Source organism: Nocardioides psychrotolerans (assembly GCF_943371775.1).
Taxonomy (GTDB): Bacteria; Actinomycetota; Actinomycetes; order Propionibacteriales; family Nocardioidaceae; genus Nocardioides; species Nocardioides psychrotolerans_A.
The window spans coordinates 1-16,318 of sequence record NZ_CALRWD010000019.1; the positions used below are offsets into that span (position 1 = coordinate 1).

The following is a 16,318-nucleotide window of genomic DNA, read 5'->3' on the forward strand; positions in this document are numbered from 1 at the left end:
CCACCGAGGCTCTCACGCTGCTGCGCGGGCTCGGGTTGTCGCACCTCAAGCCCCCGCCACCGCCGCCGCAGGAGCACCTGCCCCGTTGGCGTCGCACGGTGGAGGGCCTGCGGCACTCGATGACCCGCGACGCCGAGGCGATCCACCGCCACTACGACGTGTCCAACGCGTTCTACCGCCATGTCCTCGGACCCTCCATGGCCTACACCTGTGCCGTCTACCCCCACGCCGACGCGACGCTGGAGGAGGCGCAGGCCGAGAAGTTCGACCTGGTCTGCCGCAAGCTCGACCTCAAGCCGGGGCAGCGGTTGCTCGACGTCGGCTGCGGCTGGGGCGGCATGGTCCGCCACGCCGCCCGCGAGCACGGAGTGAAGGCGCTCGGCGTGACGCTCTCGCAGCAGCAGGCCGACTGGGGCAAGGAGGCCGTCGACCGTGACGGTCTCGGCGACCTGGTGGAGATCCGCCACAGCGACTACCGCGACGTGCTCGAGACCGGCTTCGACGCGATCAGCTCCATCGGGCTCACCGAGCACATCGGCGTGCGCCAGTACCCGTCGTACTTCGGCTTCCTGCGTGACCACCTGAAGCCCGAGGGCCGCCTGCTCAACCACTCGATCACGCGCCACCACAACCACCGGGAGGAGACGGGCGCCTTCATCGATCGCTACGTCTTCCCCGACGGGGAGCTCACCGGCTCCGGCACGATCATCACGGAGGCGCAGGACGCCGGGCTGGAGGTCATGCACTCGGAGAACTTCCGCCACCACTACGCCATGACGCTGCGCGACTGGGGCCGCAACCTGGTGGAGAACTGGGATGCCGCCGTCGACGAGGTCGGCGTCGGCACCGCCCGCGTCTGGGGCCTCTACATGTCCGGCTCGCGGCTCGCCTTCGAGTGGAACGAGATCCAGCTCCACCAGGTTCTCGCGGTCCGCACCTCCGACGACGGCGCCGACGGCTTCCCCCTCCGGCCCTCGTGGTGAGCCAGGACCACTAGAGTCCTGGGGTGAGCACCAAGGCCAGGCAGTACGACGCGCAGGTGCTGAGCCGCGCCCGGGTCTCCGACCACCTGTCGCGCATCGTGCTCGGCGGGGCGGGGCTGGCTGACTTCGCCTCGACCGGCATCCCCGACGAGTGGGTCGGTCTGGTCGTGCCCGGACAGTTCCAGAGCCGCTACTACACGGTGCGCTCCTGGGCCGACGGCGAGCTCGTCATCGACGTCGTCGTGCACGACGTGGGGCTCGTGACCGAGTGGGTGCAGGGTGACTGCGTCGGCCAGACCGTGACGCTCACGGAGCCCAAGGGCTCCTTCGCGATGCCCGCCGACGCGGCCTGGGTGATCCTCGTGGGCGACCTGACCGCGATGCCGGCGATGGCGCGCATCACCGGCTCGGTGGCCGTGCCGACCTACGTCTGGGCCGAGGTGCCCGACGACCTAGCGGACTACCTGCCCACCTACAGCTCCGTGCACTGGCTCGACGCCCCCCATGACGGCGAGAGCCGTCTGGCGTCGGTCGTCGAGTCGATCGACTGGCCCGAGGGCGACGGCTACTTCTGGATGGCGGGGGAGTCCGCGCAGATGCGGGCCGTCCGCAAGCACCTGATGCGCGAGCGTCGGCTGCCGAGCTCGGCCTACGACGTCATGGGCTACTGGCGCGGCGTGAGCGCCCGCCAACCGCGTGCGGTCGACCCCGGACCGATCTGGCGCGCGGGCAAGGCAGCAGGCAAGAGCGACGACGAGATCTGGGCCGACTACGACAAGGTGCGAGATGCCTGACCCCGAGCACGACCAGCCCGAGACCCCCCCGACGACCGAGCACAAGAGCGGGTTCGTGTCGTTCGTCGGCCGCCCCAACGCCGGCAAGTCGACGCTCACCAACGCCCTCGTGGGCAGCAAGGTGGTGATCACCTCCTCCAAGCCGCAGACGACGCGCACCGTCGTACGCGGGATCGTGCACCGGCCCGACGCGCAGCTCATCCTGGTCGACACCCCCGGGCTGCATCGACCGCGCACCCTGTTGGGCGAGCGCCTCAACGACCTGGTGAAGACCACGCTCGGCGAGGTCGACGTGGTCGCGGTGTGCCTGCCGGCCAACGAGAAGATCGGCCCCGGCGACCGCTTCATCATCGCCGAGATGGCCAAGGTCAAGCGCACGATCAAGGTCGCCATCGCGACCAAGACCGACCTCGCGACCGGCGAGCAGATCGGCGAGCACCTCCTCGACATCCAGAAGGCCGGCGCCGGCGCCGGCATCGAGTGGGCCGAGATCGTGCCCGTCTCCGCCAAGGCCGGCGACCAGGTCTCGCTCCTCGAGGACCTCCTCGTCGGCCTCCTGCCGGACGGCCCCCAGCTCTACCCCGACGGCGACCTCAGCGATGCGCCCGAGGAGGCGATCGTCGCCGAGCTGATCCGTGAGGCCGCGCTCGAGGGCGTCCGCGACGAGCTCCCGCACTCGATCGCGGTGGTCGTCGAGGAGATGGGGCTGCGCGAGGGCCGCGACGCCGACCGGCCGCTGCTCGACATCCATGCCAACCTCTACGTCGAGCGCGACTCCCAGAAGGGGATCATGATCGGCCACAAGGGCGCCCGCCTGCGCGACGTCGGCAAGGCCGCGAGGCTCCAGATCGAGGCCCTCCTCGGCACCCCGGTCTACCTCGACCTGCACATCAAGATCGCCAAGGACTGGCAGCGCGACCCGCGGCAGCTGCGCAAGCTCGGCTTCTGACGGCCGGGCGAGACCGGTCGCGCGGTGGTCCCGACCCCTGCGGATTGGTCACCAACCGCAACGATCGGGCTGCTGGACCTGCGGTTGGTGACCAATCCGCAACCCCCGGAGCCGATGGCCGGCCTCAGTCCGGCGCCCAGCACCGCCCGTAGGTCTGCCCGGCAGCCCACTGCTCCTTGCTCGGCCCCTCGTAGCCCCACTGGAAGTTGAGCGCGTCGTCGGCGACCGAGCGGCCGGCGTCCTCGCAGGGCGTCTGGCCGGCCTCGCGGACGGCCTCGACGCCGGGATAGCGGCCGTCCTCGAACGGCACGACCTCGATGGCGCGCCACGAGTGCGGCTGGGAGCACAGCACCCGCTCGAAGTCGGGGGAGTCGGGGTCGTCGGTGCCACACATCGCCCAGCGCTCGCGCCCCTCGGGTTGCGCCAGCACGCCGGAGAGGCGTCCGGTCAGCGGGGCGAGGGCGTCCTGGCCCGCAACGGCGATGACGTCGCAGCGGAACCAGTCGGCACCGGCGTCGGACTGCTCGACGGTCGGGGTGAACCACACCGCACGCAGCATGCTCAGGCGTCGGTCGCGCAGCGTCCCCCCCACGAAGTCGGACAGCCGCGCGGGGCAGGCCTCGGCGACCTGGTCCATCACCCGCTGGGAGTCGACGGCGAGGAGGTGGCCGTCGACGAGGGTGTCGAGCGTGCCGACCGCGAAGGTCATCGAGGTGTGCTTGCCGTCGCACGCGGTGGTGGCGGCGGCCGTCGTCGGGGCGAGGGCGTCCTCGAAGGCGAGCCGGTAGCACGCGCGGTCCTCGGGCGCGGGCACCGGCGTGGCCGAGGGGCGCTCGACCGGTGCGCTCGACGAGGGCGCGGCCTCCGGCGACTTCGGGGAGGACCCGTCCGTGCAGGCGCCGAGGATCAGGGACAGCACCAGGACCGGCAGCAGCCGCGTCAGGGCAGCACGACGACGCAGCATCAGTCGGGGGTCCTCGCCCAGCAGACCGAGCGACGGTTGCCCGCCTCCCACTCCGCCTCGTGGAACCAGGTGTAGCCGAAGTCGTAGTCGACGGGGTAGTTGAGCCAGGCCCCCACGGAGTCGGAGCAGAAGTCGCGGGTGGTGACCTCGGCGACGCGGTCACCGGGGTAGGGGTCGGAGGGCTCGCCCAGCTTGATCGTGGTGACCGCGCGCCAGTCGTGCTTCTCGCTGCACGGGATCTTCAGCGAGCCGCTCACCGACTCGCCGGCGACGCACACCATCCAGCGGTCAGAGGGGCGTCCGAGCAGCAGGCCCTCGGCGGTGTCGGGCAGGTCGACGTACTTCTCGCTCTGCTCGCCGCCACCCACGACGTCGCAGCGGTACCAGCGCGCGCCGTCGTCCCAGGCCTTCTCGGACGGGCGGAACCACGCCCAGCTCACGACCGTACGCATCACGAGGCTCTCGTCGGCGCCGAGGAACTTCTCGAACGCCGACGAGCACGTGTCGTAGGCGAAGGACCCGAGCTCGGCGGAGTCGTAGTCGACGTCGGCGAGCTCCTCGGGCAGCTCACCGACCGCAAAGGTCTGCGCCGTGTGCCGCTCGGTGCAGTCGACGACGGTGGTGGCGTTGCTCGGCATCGCGACGTCGTCAGGGGTGAGCAGGCGGCAGGCGCCGAGCTCGGGCACCTCGACGGAGTCGACCTGGTCGGGATCGGTGTTGCGGCCCTGCGCCTCCTCGGCACAGCCCGCGAGCGCCACGACGGACACGAGTCCCAGCAAGGGCATCACGGCCCGTCGGAGCCATGGGTGGACCACCGCGTTCCCTCCCTGGAGCTGCGACCTGACGACGAGCCTGATCGTACCTCCGCCACGCACGGTCAGCGCACGGTGATGACCCGGACCGACCGACTCCCGTCCCGTGCGACGACGACCAGGGAGGCGCGGTCGATCCGACCTGCCCGCAGGGCCGCCGCAGCGGCACCCCTGGCCGTGAGGCGTACGACGTGCCGCCCGGCCGCGACCCGGGTCACGGTCCGAGCGAGCACCGCGCCCTTGCGCAGGCTGGTGCCCGGGACGCGCGAGGCGGCCACGAGCCGCACCGTGAACGTGCGTGCCTTGACGGTGCGCAACGGGACGCTCACGACGGTGCGCGAGCCGGAGCCCGAGACGCTGCCGGTCGAGCCGGCTGCGAAGCCGGGGCTGGTGGGTCCGGTGCTGGTGCTGACCCGGAACGTCGCCGAGCCCGCGTCGTCGGCGGTGTCCGCGTCGGTGCTGCTGGTGCTGACGTGCGCAGTGTTCACGACGTCACGCACCGTGCTCTCGGCGCCGGTCTGGATGCCGAGGCACAGCAGCCCCACCCGTGCCGTCAACGAGGACGCGGTCGGGTTGTGGAAGCGGAAGACCCGGGTCTTGGGCTGCGGGTCGTTGCCCAGGGAGACGAGCCCGAGGTCGACGTCCCACGAGGCGACGATGCCCTTCTCCAGGTCGCCACAGGTCAGCTGCAGCTCCACGGTGGCCCCCGGCGGCACGACCACCGTCCCGTCGAGCTGGTGCAGGTCGAGGTCGTGCGAGTGCCCGGCTGCAGTGCCCAACGAGGTCGAGAGGCAACGGATGCCGAAGGAGACGTCGGCCGACGTGGGCACGTCGACCACGAAGCGCCAGCCGGTGGCGCTGCGCTGGCTGGTGCGCACGACACCGCTGCCGGCGGTGAACGTCCACCCCGGCGCGATCGCGACGCGGCCGGGGCCACAGGTGAGGTCGGTGGTCCAGGCTCCGGCGGCGTAGGTCGCCGTCGAGGTCACGGGCGCCGACACGAGGACGGCGTGCTGGTGGTCCTCGCCGGTCACGGTGGCCGTGCTCAGGCAGACGACGTTCACCTTCGCCTGCATCTGCCCGGTCGCGCCGTTGCGCACCGTGCCGGTCCAGCCCGCGCCGTCAGCGGTCGCGGCGCTGACGAGCACCAGGGCGTCCGCGAAGCCTCCCGTGCCCTGGTCGACCGCGTCGAGCCGGACGCTGCCGTCGGTCGCGAGGTATCCGGACGGGCAGGACACGGTCGAGCTGCTGGTCTGACCGCCCGCGAGGCTGAGGTTGGTCTCGACCTTGGTGACCTCGAGCTGGTGGCTGGCTCCCGTGGTCGTGGCGCTCACGGGATCGACCCGCACGGTGACGGTGGCGACCACCGAGCCGCCGGAGGGCACGCTGCCGAGGGTGCACGTCACGTTCTGCCCGAGGGCGGCGCAGGGAGCGCCGCTGGTCGAGACGTACGTCGTGCCGGCCGGCAGTGCGTCGCTGACGACCACGTCGTCAGCCGCGCCCGGACCCGCGTTGGCGACGGTGAGGGTGTAGGTCACCAGGTCGCCGGGGGAGGCCGTCGTGGTCGTCGTGGTCTTGGTGATCGACAGGTCGGAGCCGCCCGCGACGACGGGAGTGTCGGTTGCGGACGCGTTGTTGCCGGGGTCGATGTCGGGCTCGCTCGTGGAGACGACGGCGTTGGTGACCACCGAGGTGGGGGCGGCGCCGCCGGAGGCGACCGTGGCCTGGATCGCGATGGTGGGCACCACGGCGCCGGGTCCGACGGTGCCGAGGTCACAGACCACGTCGTCGCCGTCGAGGTGGCAGCGCGGGTCGAGCGTCCCGGCGACCACGGTGAGCCCGGTCGGCACGGCGAAACGCACGATCGAGTCGGCGGCCGGCGAGGTGCCGGCGTTGGTCACGTCCAGCAGCCACGTGTACGTCGACCCGGGCACGAGCGTCGCGGGGTCGCCCTGCACGTGGTTGGTGATCTGCAGGTCGACCGGCTTGACGTCGACCGACGAGGTGGCGGTGTCGTTGCCCGTGGTCGGGTCGTTCTCGTGGGCGTGCACGGTGGTGCTGTTGGTCAGCGTGCTGCCAGCCGTCCCGATGTCGGGGCGTGTGCTGATGTGGATCGTGGCGCTGGCGCCGGACGCGAGGGCGCCCACCGTGCAGGTGACCGTCGACGCGCTGGGCAGGCTGACGCACCCAGGATCGGCCGACACGAAGCTCATCCCGGCCGGGAGGTGGTCGACGACGGTGGAGCCGGTGGAGCGCGACGGGCCGTGGTTGGTCACGGTGAGCGTGTAGCCCACGGACCCACCGACCGCGACCGAGGCCACGTCCGCGGTCTTGGCCAGCGACAGGTCGGTCACGGCGACCGTCGGAGCGCTGTCGACCGCGCTGTTGTTGCCGACCAGGCCGTCGCCCCCACCGGCGACCGTCACCGTGTTGGCGACGGTGGCCGGGGCGCTGTCGGTGACGGTCGCGGTCAGCGCGATGTCCGGGAAGGCCGCGCCCGGTGCGAGCGCGTCGGCCCGCGTGCAGGTGATGGTGCCCGCGGCCTGCGAGCAGGTCCAGCCGCTGCCGGAGGCGCTGACGAAGGTCAGCCCGGCGGGCAGCGTGTCCTGGACGGTCACGGTGCCCTGCGACGCGGCCGGTCCGACGTTGCTGACGCCCAGCGCGTAGGTGATGTCCGCTCCGAGCACCAGCGAGCCCGTGTGGGTCTTCGTGACGGTCAGGTCCGGTCCCGCGACCGTCGTGGTCGCCGACGAGGTGGTGGTGAGGGCGGTCCCGAGGCTCGCGGAGTTGAAGCTCGCGGTCGCGGTGTTCGCGATGGTGGTCCCGCTGGCGACGGCCGGCACCGGCCCGTCGACGACCACGTCGAAGACGAGGGTGTAGGTGCTGCCGACGCCGATCGTCCCTCCGGCGCTCGAGCTCGCGCCGGTGCCCAGTCGTGCGACGACGCGGTCGTTGGCGGCGTCGTACTCCGCGACGTCGTCGCCGCTCGCGTCGGTCCGAGCGGTCGCGGTGCCGCCCGGCTGGGTGACGGAGATCGAGCCCGGCTTGTAGGTCGTGTCGGCAGGGACGGGATCGCGAAGGATGAAGCCGGCCGCGCCGTCCTGGCCGTTGTTGACACCGGACACGGTGTAGCGCAGCGTGTCGCCCTGCTCCACGAGTCCGCCGTTGACGTCCGTCACGGTCTTGGTCTGCACGATCTGCGGCGCGTAGAGGTCGGTCGCGAAGGTCACGACCCCGGGAGCGTAGACGTCCCCGGAGGACGTGAGCCCGATCGTCGCGCTGGTCGCACCGTTGGTGATGTAGGCGTTGCCGACCGTCAGCATGGACTGGTCGAAGCCGAGGTTGTTGGCGTAGCTCGGGCTGTTGCCCGTGCGCAGCACTCCGCCGCGGCTGATCTTGGAGTCGAAGAAGTTGGTGGCCGGGTGCTGGGCGTCGCTCAGGGCGATGCCGTTGAGCGTGGCGCTGTCGCCGACCAGGCCGAGGTCGCCCTCGTAGGTCACGAAGCCGACGGTGGTGCTGACGGGGCCGGCGGGCGGGGTCTGGAAGCCGCTCACCGAGATCGTCCCGGAGCCGCTGCCGTTGATCGACTTGAGACCGTCGAAGACGGTGAGGTTGCGGGCGGGCTGGCTGGTGTCGCGGTAGGCGACCACCAGCGACCAGCCACCGAGGCGGTCCGCGCCGGTGCCGGTCTGCAGGTTGGCGACGGTGTAGGTCCCGTTGCCGGCCGCCGCGACACGGGCGGTCACGTCGGCGAAGCCCTGGTAGATGATCGCGCCGTCGTCGACGGTGGTCGCGGTGATCGTGGAGTAGGCGGCGTCGCCGGGAGCCTTCAGCTTGACGGTGCCACGGGCTGCGGCGCTGGGCGCGGCTGATCCTCCGGACCCCGCGGTCACCTCGCCGCCCCAGTAGAGACCCGCGAACAACACGGTCGCCCCCGACGGCAGCGCCAGGGTCGAGCGGCTGGAGTTGAAGGTCGTCGCGTCGCTGTCCACGTCGACGTAGACCATCGAGTAGGCGTTGTTGTTGTAGGCCGCGTTGGCCGTCGCCGTCGGTCCTGCGGCCGTGGCGGTGGTGCATCCGGACGCGCTGGGGTTGCAGGTCATCACCGTGTTGCCGACGATGTCGATGTCGCCGGTGTCGTTGGTGGTGAAGCGTGGCGCGAAGTTGCGGTCGGCGGCGGTGGCCGCGGGTGTGGGAAGGACGGCGAACGCCCCGATGATCAGCAGGATCACGGTCGCTGCACGGGCCCACGGCATGCCGGAGAGCCCCCTCGTCCTTGGCATGGACGACATGATGTGCGGCGCACCGGCCGACCTGAGAAGTCGTTGCCCAATCGTGGCCAGACCGTGGACTAGGTAACAGCCGGGGCGTGCTCCTGTTGCCCGGGTGTGGATCTCCCCTGGGGGATGACTAGACGGGCTCCACCAGAGCCGCCAACGTCCCGCCGAGCTCGTACGCCGCGTCCCGCTGGCCGGCGCCCACGTCACCGAGGACCTCGAGCACCGGCGCGGCCTGCGTCCAGGGCAGGGCCTGGACGATCGACTGCACCGAGCGGACCGCCCCGGTGGTGTCGTAGCGACCGTGCACCCACAACCCGTAGGGCAGCCTGCCGCGACCAGCCGCGCTCGCGGAGCCGTCATCGCCCAGTGCGCCACCAGCCTCGAGGAAGATCGTGTCGAAGAAGTGCTTGAGGGCTCCGGACATGTAGCCGAAGTTGGCCGGCGTCCCGAGCAGGATCCCGTCCGCGGCCGCCACGTCGGCGGCGCTCGCGTCCAGGGCCGCGCGGACGACCACCTCGACGCCCGTCACGGCATCGTCGCGGGTGCCGGCGACGACCGCGTCGGTCAGCGCCCTCACGGCGTCCGTGGGGGAGTGGTGGACCACCAGGAGCCGAGCCACCACGGCCCTCAGGTAGCCATGAACAGGATCATGTCCCGGTCGTAGTCGCGTCCGGGGTGCGCGGAGGCCAGGTGGGCCTGGGTCAGCTCGACGAGGTCGTCCTCGTCGGTGCCGCGGATGACGGTGCCGCACGGGCAGGCGAGGGTGGTCTTCATGGGTCCACTGTGCCATCAGAGGCCGGGACAGGCAGCGGGGTCCACACCATCACCCCCTCGGGTGAGCCCGCGGTGCGGCACTCGCGTGCTTTCCCCTGCCAGGGTTGCACCGTGCCTGAGACCGCCCCTGCCGCGACGCGGACGAGTGCCCCGACAGACGGACCCGCGGAGCCGACGGTCGCCCTGTCTGCCCGGGAGGCCCAGGTCATCGGTCTGATCGTGCAAGGGCTGTCCAACAGCGAGATCGCCACGGCGGCGTTCCTGAGCATCAACTCGGTCAAGACCTACATCCGCACCGCCTACCGCAAGATCGGGGTCACCCGACGCGCGCAGGCCGTGGTGTGGGGCATGACGCACGGCTTCGCGCCCGACCAGGGGAATGGGGCACGGTCGGACTAGGTTGAGTCGGCCCGAGGAGGTGCGTCGATGACCGATGCCGTGGTGTTCCTGGTGGCGGGCCTGTGCCTGCTGCTGGCTGTCGTGCTGCCCCAGGCGCTGCGTCGGGCAGCCGTGTCAGCACCCACGGTCCTGGTGGGCGTCGGCCTCCTGATCGGGCTGTTCCCCATTCCCGAGTCGCTCTCGCTGGACCCCGAGGGAGACCGTGAGCTGATCCTGCACGTCACCGAGCTCACCGTGCTCGTGGCCCTGATGGGAGTGGGGCTGGCGCTCGACCGACCCCTGCGCCCGCGCATCCGCCGCACCTGGGGCTACTGGTCGCCCACCTGGCGCCTGCTGGCGATCGCCATGCCGCTCACCATCGGACTGGTCGCCCTGCTGGGCTGGGCCTACGCCGGGCTGGGACCGGCCACCGCGCTGCTCCTCGGAGCGGTGCTCGCACCCACCGACCCCGTCCTGGCATCCGACGTCCAGGTCGGCGGTCCCATGACAGCGGAGGAGATCGACGAGCTCGAGACGGGGCTGGACTCCGACGACGGCGACACGGCCGAGCGCCTCGACGAGGTGCGCTTCTCCCTGACGTCCGAGGCCGGGCTCAACGACGGTCTGGCCTTCCCCTTCGTCTACCTCGCGATCCTGCTGGCCGCCGGTAGCTTCACGCTCGCCGACGCCGGCACCTGGGTGGGGTGGTACCTCGTCGGCAAGGTCGTCCTCGGCGTCATGGTGGGCCTCGCCTCCGGCTGGGTGCTCTCCCGGGTCGCGTTCCGCTCGAGCCGGCCGTCCCTGCGCCTTGCCGAGCAGGGTGAGCCGCTGCTGGCGCTGGCGGCCCTGCTGGCGTCGTACGGCGCCGCCGAGCTGGTGGGCGGCTACGGGTTCCTCGCCGTGTTCACGTGCGCGATGGCGATGCGCGCCTCCGAGCGCGCCCACGACTACCACCGGGCCATGCACGAGGTCGTGGAACGCCTCGAGCGGCTGTTCACGCTCGCCGTGCTGCTCTTCCTCGGCATCGCGACCACCAACGGCCTGCTGGACGGGCTGGAGGTGTCCGGGGTCGTGGTCGCCCTCGCGCTCATCTTCGTGATCCGTCCCGCCGCGGGCGTGATCGCGCTCGGCCTGCGGCCCAAACCGGCAGCCCAGGCCGGCGGCCTCTCGGCGAGCGACCGGCGAGCCGTGGCGTTCTTCGGCGTGCGTGGGGTCGGGTCGCTCTACTACCTCGCCTACGCCGCGGGGGAGGCCGAGTTCACCGACCTCCCGTGGCTCTGGTCCACGGTCGCCTTCACCATCGTCGCCTCGGTGCTCGTGCACGGCATCGCGGCCACGCCCTGGCTCGACCGCGTCGACCGGCGCCGAGGAGCCTCGGGCCCGGGTCTCGCGGCCCCACGCTAGGAGCGGATCGCGCTTGGGGCCGGTCCGACGGGGTACCGGACCGCATGGACAACGACATGGCACAAGCAGCCCAGGCGGTCGTCGACCGCGTGACCTCCTACCAGGAGAGCGCCCCCGAGGGCACGGTCGAGAAGGAGCTCCGCGACGGACTCACCGAGGCCGGCGTGGACCTCCCCGACGCCGACGTACGCCGACTGGCCGACGCCATCGAGAACCTCGACGAGGGCGACGGCCAGGTGACGGTGGCCGAGGTCCTCGGCTGACCGTCAGGCCACGACTGGCCGTCAGGCCACGACTGGCCGTCAGGCCACGAAGGGGAGCTCGACCCCGAGCTCGTCGCGCAGCCTGGCGAGGATCCTCGCCAGGCGGCGCGAGATCGTCATCTGCGTCACGCCGAGGATCTCGCCGATCTGCTGCTGCGTGAGGCCCTCGGAGTAGGTCATCGCCAGGAGACGACGGTCCTCCGGCTCGAGGTGGCGCAACGGGTTGGCCAGCACCGAGCGTGCGTCGACTGCGTCCACGGCCCTGTCGTCGTCGGTCATCAGGAAGTCGCTCAGCGACTCCAGGCTGTCGGCCTCGACGGCCTGGTCGATCGAGATCGGCTGGAAGCACACGTTGGCGCCCAGCGCCTCGACCACGTCGTCGATCTTGAGGTCGAGCCGCTTGGAGATCTCCAGCGGTGTGGGCGGTCGCCCGTGGGTGGTGCCTTGCTTGTAGGCCTCGAGCACGCGGGACTGGATCTCCTGGATCCGCCGCGGCGGGCGGATGGTCCACCCGTGGTCGCGGAAGTAGCGCTTGACCTCGCCCGTCATCGTGGGCACGGCGTAGGACAGGAAGTCCCGCTCCCGGGCGCAGTCGAACTTCTGGGCCGCGCGCACCAGCGCGAGGCAGGCGACCTGCTCGAGGTCCTCGATGGCGATGCCGCGGTTCTGGTAGCGGCGCGCGATCGCGTGGGCGACCTGGATGTTGAGCACGACGATCTGGTCGAGGATGTCGGTCCGCTGGGGACCCTCCTCCTCGGGGAGGAGAGCGAAGAGCCGTGCGGTCTCGCTGCTGCGCACGTCCCGCGGCACGGGACGACCCGGCATGGTGGTGACGGTCATGGGAACCCTCCCTCTTTCCAGGCCCAGCCTCGCGGAGGCGGGGGTGCGCCCGACACACCCGCGGGGGTGAGTCCTGCAGGGGGGATCAGCAGAGGATTCAGCAGGGGGGATCAGCATCGAAGCGGGCGACGAGGCCGCGCTCACCCGCGCGCACCTCGACGAGCGTCAGCGTCGTGGTCTGCGAGACGTGGTGCACGCGCTCGAGGCTGTCGAGCCGGATGAGCACGTGACCCCCGTCGGTCACGTGGTCGGCAGCCGTGGCCAGGCAGGCGCGGACGAGAGCGAGGGCCGCGGCCGAGTCGTCGGAGGGGGCGACCTCGGGTGCGGCGATCACGACGGCGAAGGTCTCCTGGCACTGCTGCGGAGCGGCGCCGGAGCCGCGCACCTCGACGTCGCCGGCAAGACCGGCCAGGTCCGCATCGAGCATCGTCGACTCCCGGGCCTCCGCGTCGTCGTCGACGCACAGGAGCGGGCGGTTGGCGAGGGTGACGGCCACCAGCCCGAGGTGCTGGGTGGCGGGGGCAAGGTCCAGGACGCGGCCGACGGGGGCGTCGGGGATCAGCTCGGCTGCCCACCGTGACTGCATGGTCGTCCAAGCCCTTGGCGTCATGGGGTTCGGTGCCCGATCACCCGTGGCGCATGCGTCCTGCCGGGCAGGTCAGCCGCGATCGCGCAGCATCCGCACGCCGGCCCAGACGGCCAGTGGGACGCCGACGAGCAGGATGACGAGGACCCACCAGTCGGACTCAGACATCGGCGGGCTGCTGCGTGAGCGAGCGGTTGAGCCGGCGCTCGGAGCCGATCACGGCCATCCGGGCCGACACGTAGCCGCCGATGACGCCGACGAGGACGGCGAGTCCGATGCCCACTACGATGGTCAGGGGCCAGTCGATCATCAGCACGTGCTTCTCCTCGAGACGTCGGTGGCCGCCTCCTACCCCTCCGGTGACGACGCCCAAACGGCCGTGGCCGACAAACACCCGATCGGGTGAGGTCCAGTCCACGGACGAGCGCCACGACCCTTCCGTGCGGGGTCCGCTAAGGTGTCATCAGCATGATGCGCCAGCTTCTCCTTCGCTGCCGCAGCGAGGTCTGAGCCAGAGCCGGACCCCCTCGCTGCGGAGTGAGTGCGTGCGCCCGGCTCGCCTCCTGTTGGCACAGCCCGATCCCGCGAGGAACTCATGACCACCGCAGACCAGCACCCGCACCAGACCAGCCCGCAGCAGCCCAGCGGCATGCCCGTCGGCCGCTATGAGCCGTTCACGCCCGTCGTCCTCTCCGACCGCACCTGGCCGGACAAGGTGATCACCCAGGCACCGCGCTGGTGCGCTGTCGACCTGCGTGACGGCAACCAGGCGCTCATCGACCCGATGTCCCCGGCCCGCAAGCTGACGATGTTCAAGCTGCTCGTCGAGATGGGCTACAAGGAGATCGAGGTCGGGTTCCCGAGCGCGAGCCAGACCGACTTCGACTTCGTGCGCCAGCTCATCGACGATGACCTGATCCCCGACGACGTCACCATCCAGGTGCTGACGCAGGCTCGCGAGGAGCTCATCGAGCGGACCTACGAGTCGATCAGGGGCGCCAAGCAGGCGATCGTTCACCTCTACAACTCGACCTCGACGCTCCAGCGCCGGGTCGTCTTCGGCCTCGACATGGACGGCATCGCCGACATCGCGGTCCAGGGAGCGCGCCTGTGCAAGAAGTACGAGGAGAGCATCCCGGAGACCGAGGTCTTCTACGAGTACAGCCCCGAGTCCTACACCGGCACCGAGCTCGAGTTCGCCGTGCGGGTCTGCAACGAGGTGCTCGAGGTCTTCGAGCCGACTGCCGCCAAACCGGTCATCATCAACCTGCCGGCGACCGTCGAGATGGCCACGCCCAACGTCTACGCCGACTCCATCGAGTGGATGGACCGGCACCTGGCCCACCGTGAGCACGTCGTGCTGTCGCTGCACCCGCACAACGACCGTGGCACCGCTGTGGCCGCGGCTGAGCTGGGCTACCTCGCCGGCGCAGACCGCATCGAGGGCTGCCTGTTCGGCAACGGTGAGCGCACCGGCAACGTCTGCCTGGTCACCCTGGGGCTCAACCTGTTCAGCCAGGGCGTGGACCCTCAGGTCGACTTCTCCGACATCGACGAGATCAGGCGCACGGTCGAGTACTGCAACCAGCTGCCCGTCGCCGAGCGCCACCCCTACGGCGGCGACCTGGTCTACACCGCCTTCTCCGGCTCGCACCAGGACGCGATCAAGAAGGGGTTCGAGGCGATGGAGCGCGACGCGGCGTCGGCCGGCGTCGGTGTCGACGAGCACGCGTGGGCCGTCCCCTACCTGCCGATCGACCCCAAGGACGTGGGCCGCAGCTATGAGGCCGTGATCCGCGTCAACAGCCAGTCCGGCAAGGGCGGCGTCGCCTACATCCTCAAGGCCGAGCACAAGCTCGACCTGCCCCGCCGCGCCCAGATCGAGTTCAGCCGCGTCATCCAGCAGCGCACCGACGCCGAGGGCGGCGAGGTGTCGCCCGAGGAGATCTGGTCGGTCTTCTCCTCGGAGTACCTCGACCGCGAGGCCCCCCTGCGCCTCAACTCCGTGCACACCAGCTCGGCCGCCGGGGAGAAGGACGCCCTCACCGTCAACGTCTACGTCGACGGCGAGATGCGCACCCTCGAGGGCACCGGCAACGGCCCCATCGCCGCCTTCGTCGGGGCGATCAACGAGCTCCCGCGCACGGGCCACGGCGGCAGCTTCGACGTGCGCGTCCTCGACTACCACGAGCACGCGCTCTCCTCGGGCGGCGACGCCATCGCGGCGGCCTACGTCGAGTGCGCGGTGGGGGACACCGTGCTGTGGGGCGTGGGACTGGACGCCAACATCGTCACCGCCTCGCTCAAGGCGGTCGTGAGCGCGGTCAACCGCGGCGCCTGACCGGTGCGGGTCTCGACGCCTCGCCGCAGACGTCGAGACCCGCACCGGCGCTCGGCCGTCGGCTAGATTGCGGTCCATGCTCGTCTCCGAACGCATCGGTCAGTTCTTCCTCGAGACCGACAGCGGTCGAGACCGGCTCGAGTACACCGAGTACGGCGCCGGGGACGCCTGGGTGGTGCTGATCCACGGACAGCTGATGCCGCGCCGGATGCATCAACCGCTGGCGCGGGCACTGGCCGCCCACGGCCTGCACGTCGTGACCGTCGACCTGCTCGGCCACGGCCGCTCCGACCGCCCCGCCGACCCGCTGGCCTACTCGATGACGGCCTTCGGCGAGCAGGTCATCGCGCTGCTGGACCACCTCGGGGCGCCCCAGGCGGTCATCGGGGGCACGTCGCTGGGTGCCAACGTCTCCCTCGAGGTCGCGGTCCTCGCCCCCGAGCGGGTCAAGGGCCTGATCATCGAGATGCCGGTCCTCGACAATGCCGTGGAGGCCGGGATCCTCGCCTTCGCGCCGATCCTCTTCGCCGCCCGCTTCCTGCCCTTCACGATCAACGGCGTACGCCGGGTCACCCGGCCGATCCCGCGCGGGATCGTGCCCTTCTGGGCCGGCATCGTCCTGGACACCCTCGACCAGCGGGCCGACGCCATGGCCGCGGTGGTGCACGGGTTGTTCTTCGGGCGCGTGGCGCCGTCCTCCAAGCAGCGTCGGGCGATCATGGCACCGGCGTTCGTGGTGGGCCACCCGGCCGACCCGATCCACCCCGCGGCCGACGCGGCGATGCTCGCCGAGGAGATGCCCCACGCCGAGTTCGTGCAGGCCCGGAGCATCCTGGAGTGGCGCTTCCGGCCCGAGCGGCTCGATCACGCGGCGGCCGACTTCGCACGCAGGTGCTGGAAGTCACCGCGTCGCAGCCGCCGCACGGGGGCCTGACAGGCACACTGGTCCC

General features: G+C 71.3%; 16 protein-coding genes. 8 read left to right on the forward strand and 8 right to left on the reverse strand.

What is annotated here, in order from left to right; translation table 11 throughout:
• The 3 genes from AAG827_RS07630 to era form a co-directional block, all read left to right on the forward strand.
• Positions 1 to 983, forward strand: a 983-nt coding sequence (locus AAG827_RS07630; RefSeq protein ID WP_341925294.1) for a class I SAM-dependent methyltransferase, incomplete at its 5' end; no start/stop codon positions are given.
• Positions 984 to 1,006: 23 nt separating this feature from the next.
• Positions 1,007 to 1,777, forward strand: coding sequence for a siderophore-interacting protein (locus tag AAG827_RS07635; RefSeq protein ID WP_341925295.1), 771 nt, complete (start codon positions 1,007 to 1,009; stop codon positions 1,775 to 1,777).
• Complete coding sequence (era, locus tag AAG827_RS07640; RefSeq protein WP_341925296.1) at positions 1,770 to 2,726, forward strand: GTPase Era; 957 nt, start codon at positions 1,770 to 1,772, stop codon at positions 2,724 to 2,726. Before AAG827_RS07635 ends, era begins: the two co-directional genes overlap by 8 nt.
• 124 nt (positions 2,727 to 2,850) lie before the next feature.
• On the opposite strand, the gene AAG827_RS07645 is transcribed toward era, so the two are convergent.
• The 5 genes from AAG827_RS07645 to AAG827_RS07665 all read right to left on the reverse strand — a co-directional run bounded on the left by AAG827_RS07645 (position 2,851) and on the right by AAG827_RS07665 (position 9,556).
• A complete protein-coding gene (locus tag AAG827_RS07645; protein WP_341925297.1) occupies positions 2,851 to 3,690 on the reverse strand; it encodes a septum formation family protein in 840 nt (279 codons plus the stop codon).
• The gene (locus AAG827_RS07650; protein ID WP_341925298.1) at positions 3,690 to 4,475 is read right to left on the reverse strand and encodes a septum formation family protein; all 786 of its coding nucleotides are present in this window, start codon (positions 4,473 to 4,475) and stop codon (positions 3,690 to 3,692) included. Before AAG827_RS07650 ends, AAG827_RS07645 begins: the two co-directional genes overlap by 1 nt.
• 92 nt (positions 4,476 to 4,567) lie before the next feature.
• Positions 4,568 to 8,785 carry a hypothetical protein gene (locus AAG827_RS07655; protein ID WP_341925299.1) on the reverse strand — a complete coding sequence of 1,406 codons (4,218 nt, stop codon included), beginning with the start codon at positions 8,783 to 8,785 and terminating at the stop codon, positions 4,568 to 4,570.
• Between the two features lie 127 nt (positions 8,786 to 8,912).
• Positions 8,913 to 9,404: an NAD(P)H-dependent oxidoreductase gene (locus tag AAG827_RS07660; protein ID WP_341925300.1), complete on the reverse strand. Its 492-nt coding sequence runs from the start codon at positions 9,402 to 9,404 to the stop codon at positions 8,913 to 8,915.
• A 5-nt stretch (positions 9,405 to 9,409) separates the two neighbouring features.
• Positions 9,410 to 9,556, reverse strand: coding sequence for a DUF1059 domain-containing protein (locus AAG827_RS07665; protein WP_341925301.1), 147 nt, complete (start codon positions 9,554 to 9,556; stop codon positions 9,410 to 9,412).
• A gap of 111 nt (positions 9,557 to 9,667) precedes the next feature.
• Here AAG827_RS07665 and AAG827_RS07670 point away from each other — a divergent pair, with 111 nt between their 5' ends.
• From AAG827_RS07670 to AAG827_RS07680, 3 genes are read left to right on the forward strand one after another with little or no spacing between them, the layout of a single operon-like run.
• A complete protein-coding gene (locus AAG827_RS07670; protein ID WP_341925302.1) occupies positions 9,668 to 9,955 on the forward strand; it encodes a LuxR C-terminal-related transcriptional regulator in 288 nt (95 codons plus the stop codon).
• 27 nt (positions 9,956 to 9,982) lie between these two features.
• Positions 9,983 to 11,338: a cation:proton antiporter gene (locus tag AAG827_RS07675; protein ID WP_341925303.1), complete on the forward strand. Its 1,356-nt coding sequence runs from the start codon at positions 9,983 to 9,985 to the stop codon at positions 11,336 to 11,338.
• A 56-nt stretch (positions 11,339 to 11,394) separates the two neighbouring features.
• Complete coding sequence (locus tag AAG827_RS07680; RefSeq protein WP_341925304.1) at positions 11,395 to 11,601, forward strand: hypothetical protein; 207 nt, start codon at positions 11,395 to 11,397, stop codon at positions 11,599 to 11,601.
• 39 nt (positions 11,602 to 11,640) lie between these two features.
• On the opposite strand, the gene AAG827_RS07685 is transcribed toward AAG827_RS07680, so the two are convergent.
• The 3 genes from AAG827_RS07685 to AAG827_RS07695 all read right to left on the reverse strand — a co-directional run bounded on the left by AAG827_RS07685 (position 11,641) and on the right by AAG827_RS07695 (position 13,343).
• Entirely contained in the window at positions 11,641 to 12,441 is an 801-nt protein-coding gene (locus tag AAG827_RS07685; RefSeq protein WP_341925305.1) for a sigma-70 family RNA polymerase sigma factor, read from the reverse strand.
• A 97-nt stretch (positions 12,442 to 12,538) separates the two neighbouring features.
• Positions 12,539 to 13,027 (reverse strand): hypothetical protein, encoded by a 489-nt coding sequence (locus tag AAG827_RS07690; protein ID WP_341925306.1) that lies wholly within the window; start codon positions 13,025 to 13,027, stop codon positions 12,539 to 12,541.
• 160 nt (positions 13,028 to 13,187) lie between these two features.
• A complete protein-coding gene (locus AAG827_RS07695; RefSeq protein WP_341925307.1) occupies positions 13,188 to 13,343 on the reverse strand; it encodes a hypothetical protein in 156 nt (51 codons plus the stop codon).
• A 279-nt stretch (positions 13,344 to 13,622) separates the two neighbouring features.
• On the opposite strand from AAG827_RS07695, the gene leuA reads away from it, so the two are divergent.
• A complete protein-coding gene (gene leuA, locus AAG827_RS07700; RefSeq protein WP_341925308.1) occupies positions 13,623 to 15,368 on the forward strand; it encodes a 2-isopropylmalate synthase in 1,746 nt (581 codons plus the stop codon).
• Positions 15,369 to 15,444: 76 nt separating this feature from the next.
• The gene (locus tag AAG827_RS07705; protein ID WP_341925309.1) at positions 15,445 to 16,302 is read left to right on the forward strand and encodes an alpha/beta hydrolase; all 858 of its coding nucleotides are present in this window, start codon (positions 15,445 to 15,447) and stop codon (positions 16,300 to 16,302) included.
• The last annotated feature ends 16 nt before the right edge of the window (positions 16,303 to 16,318 follow it).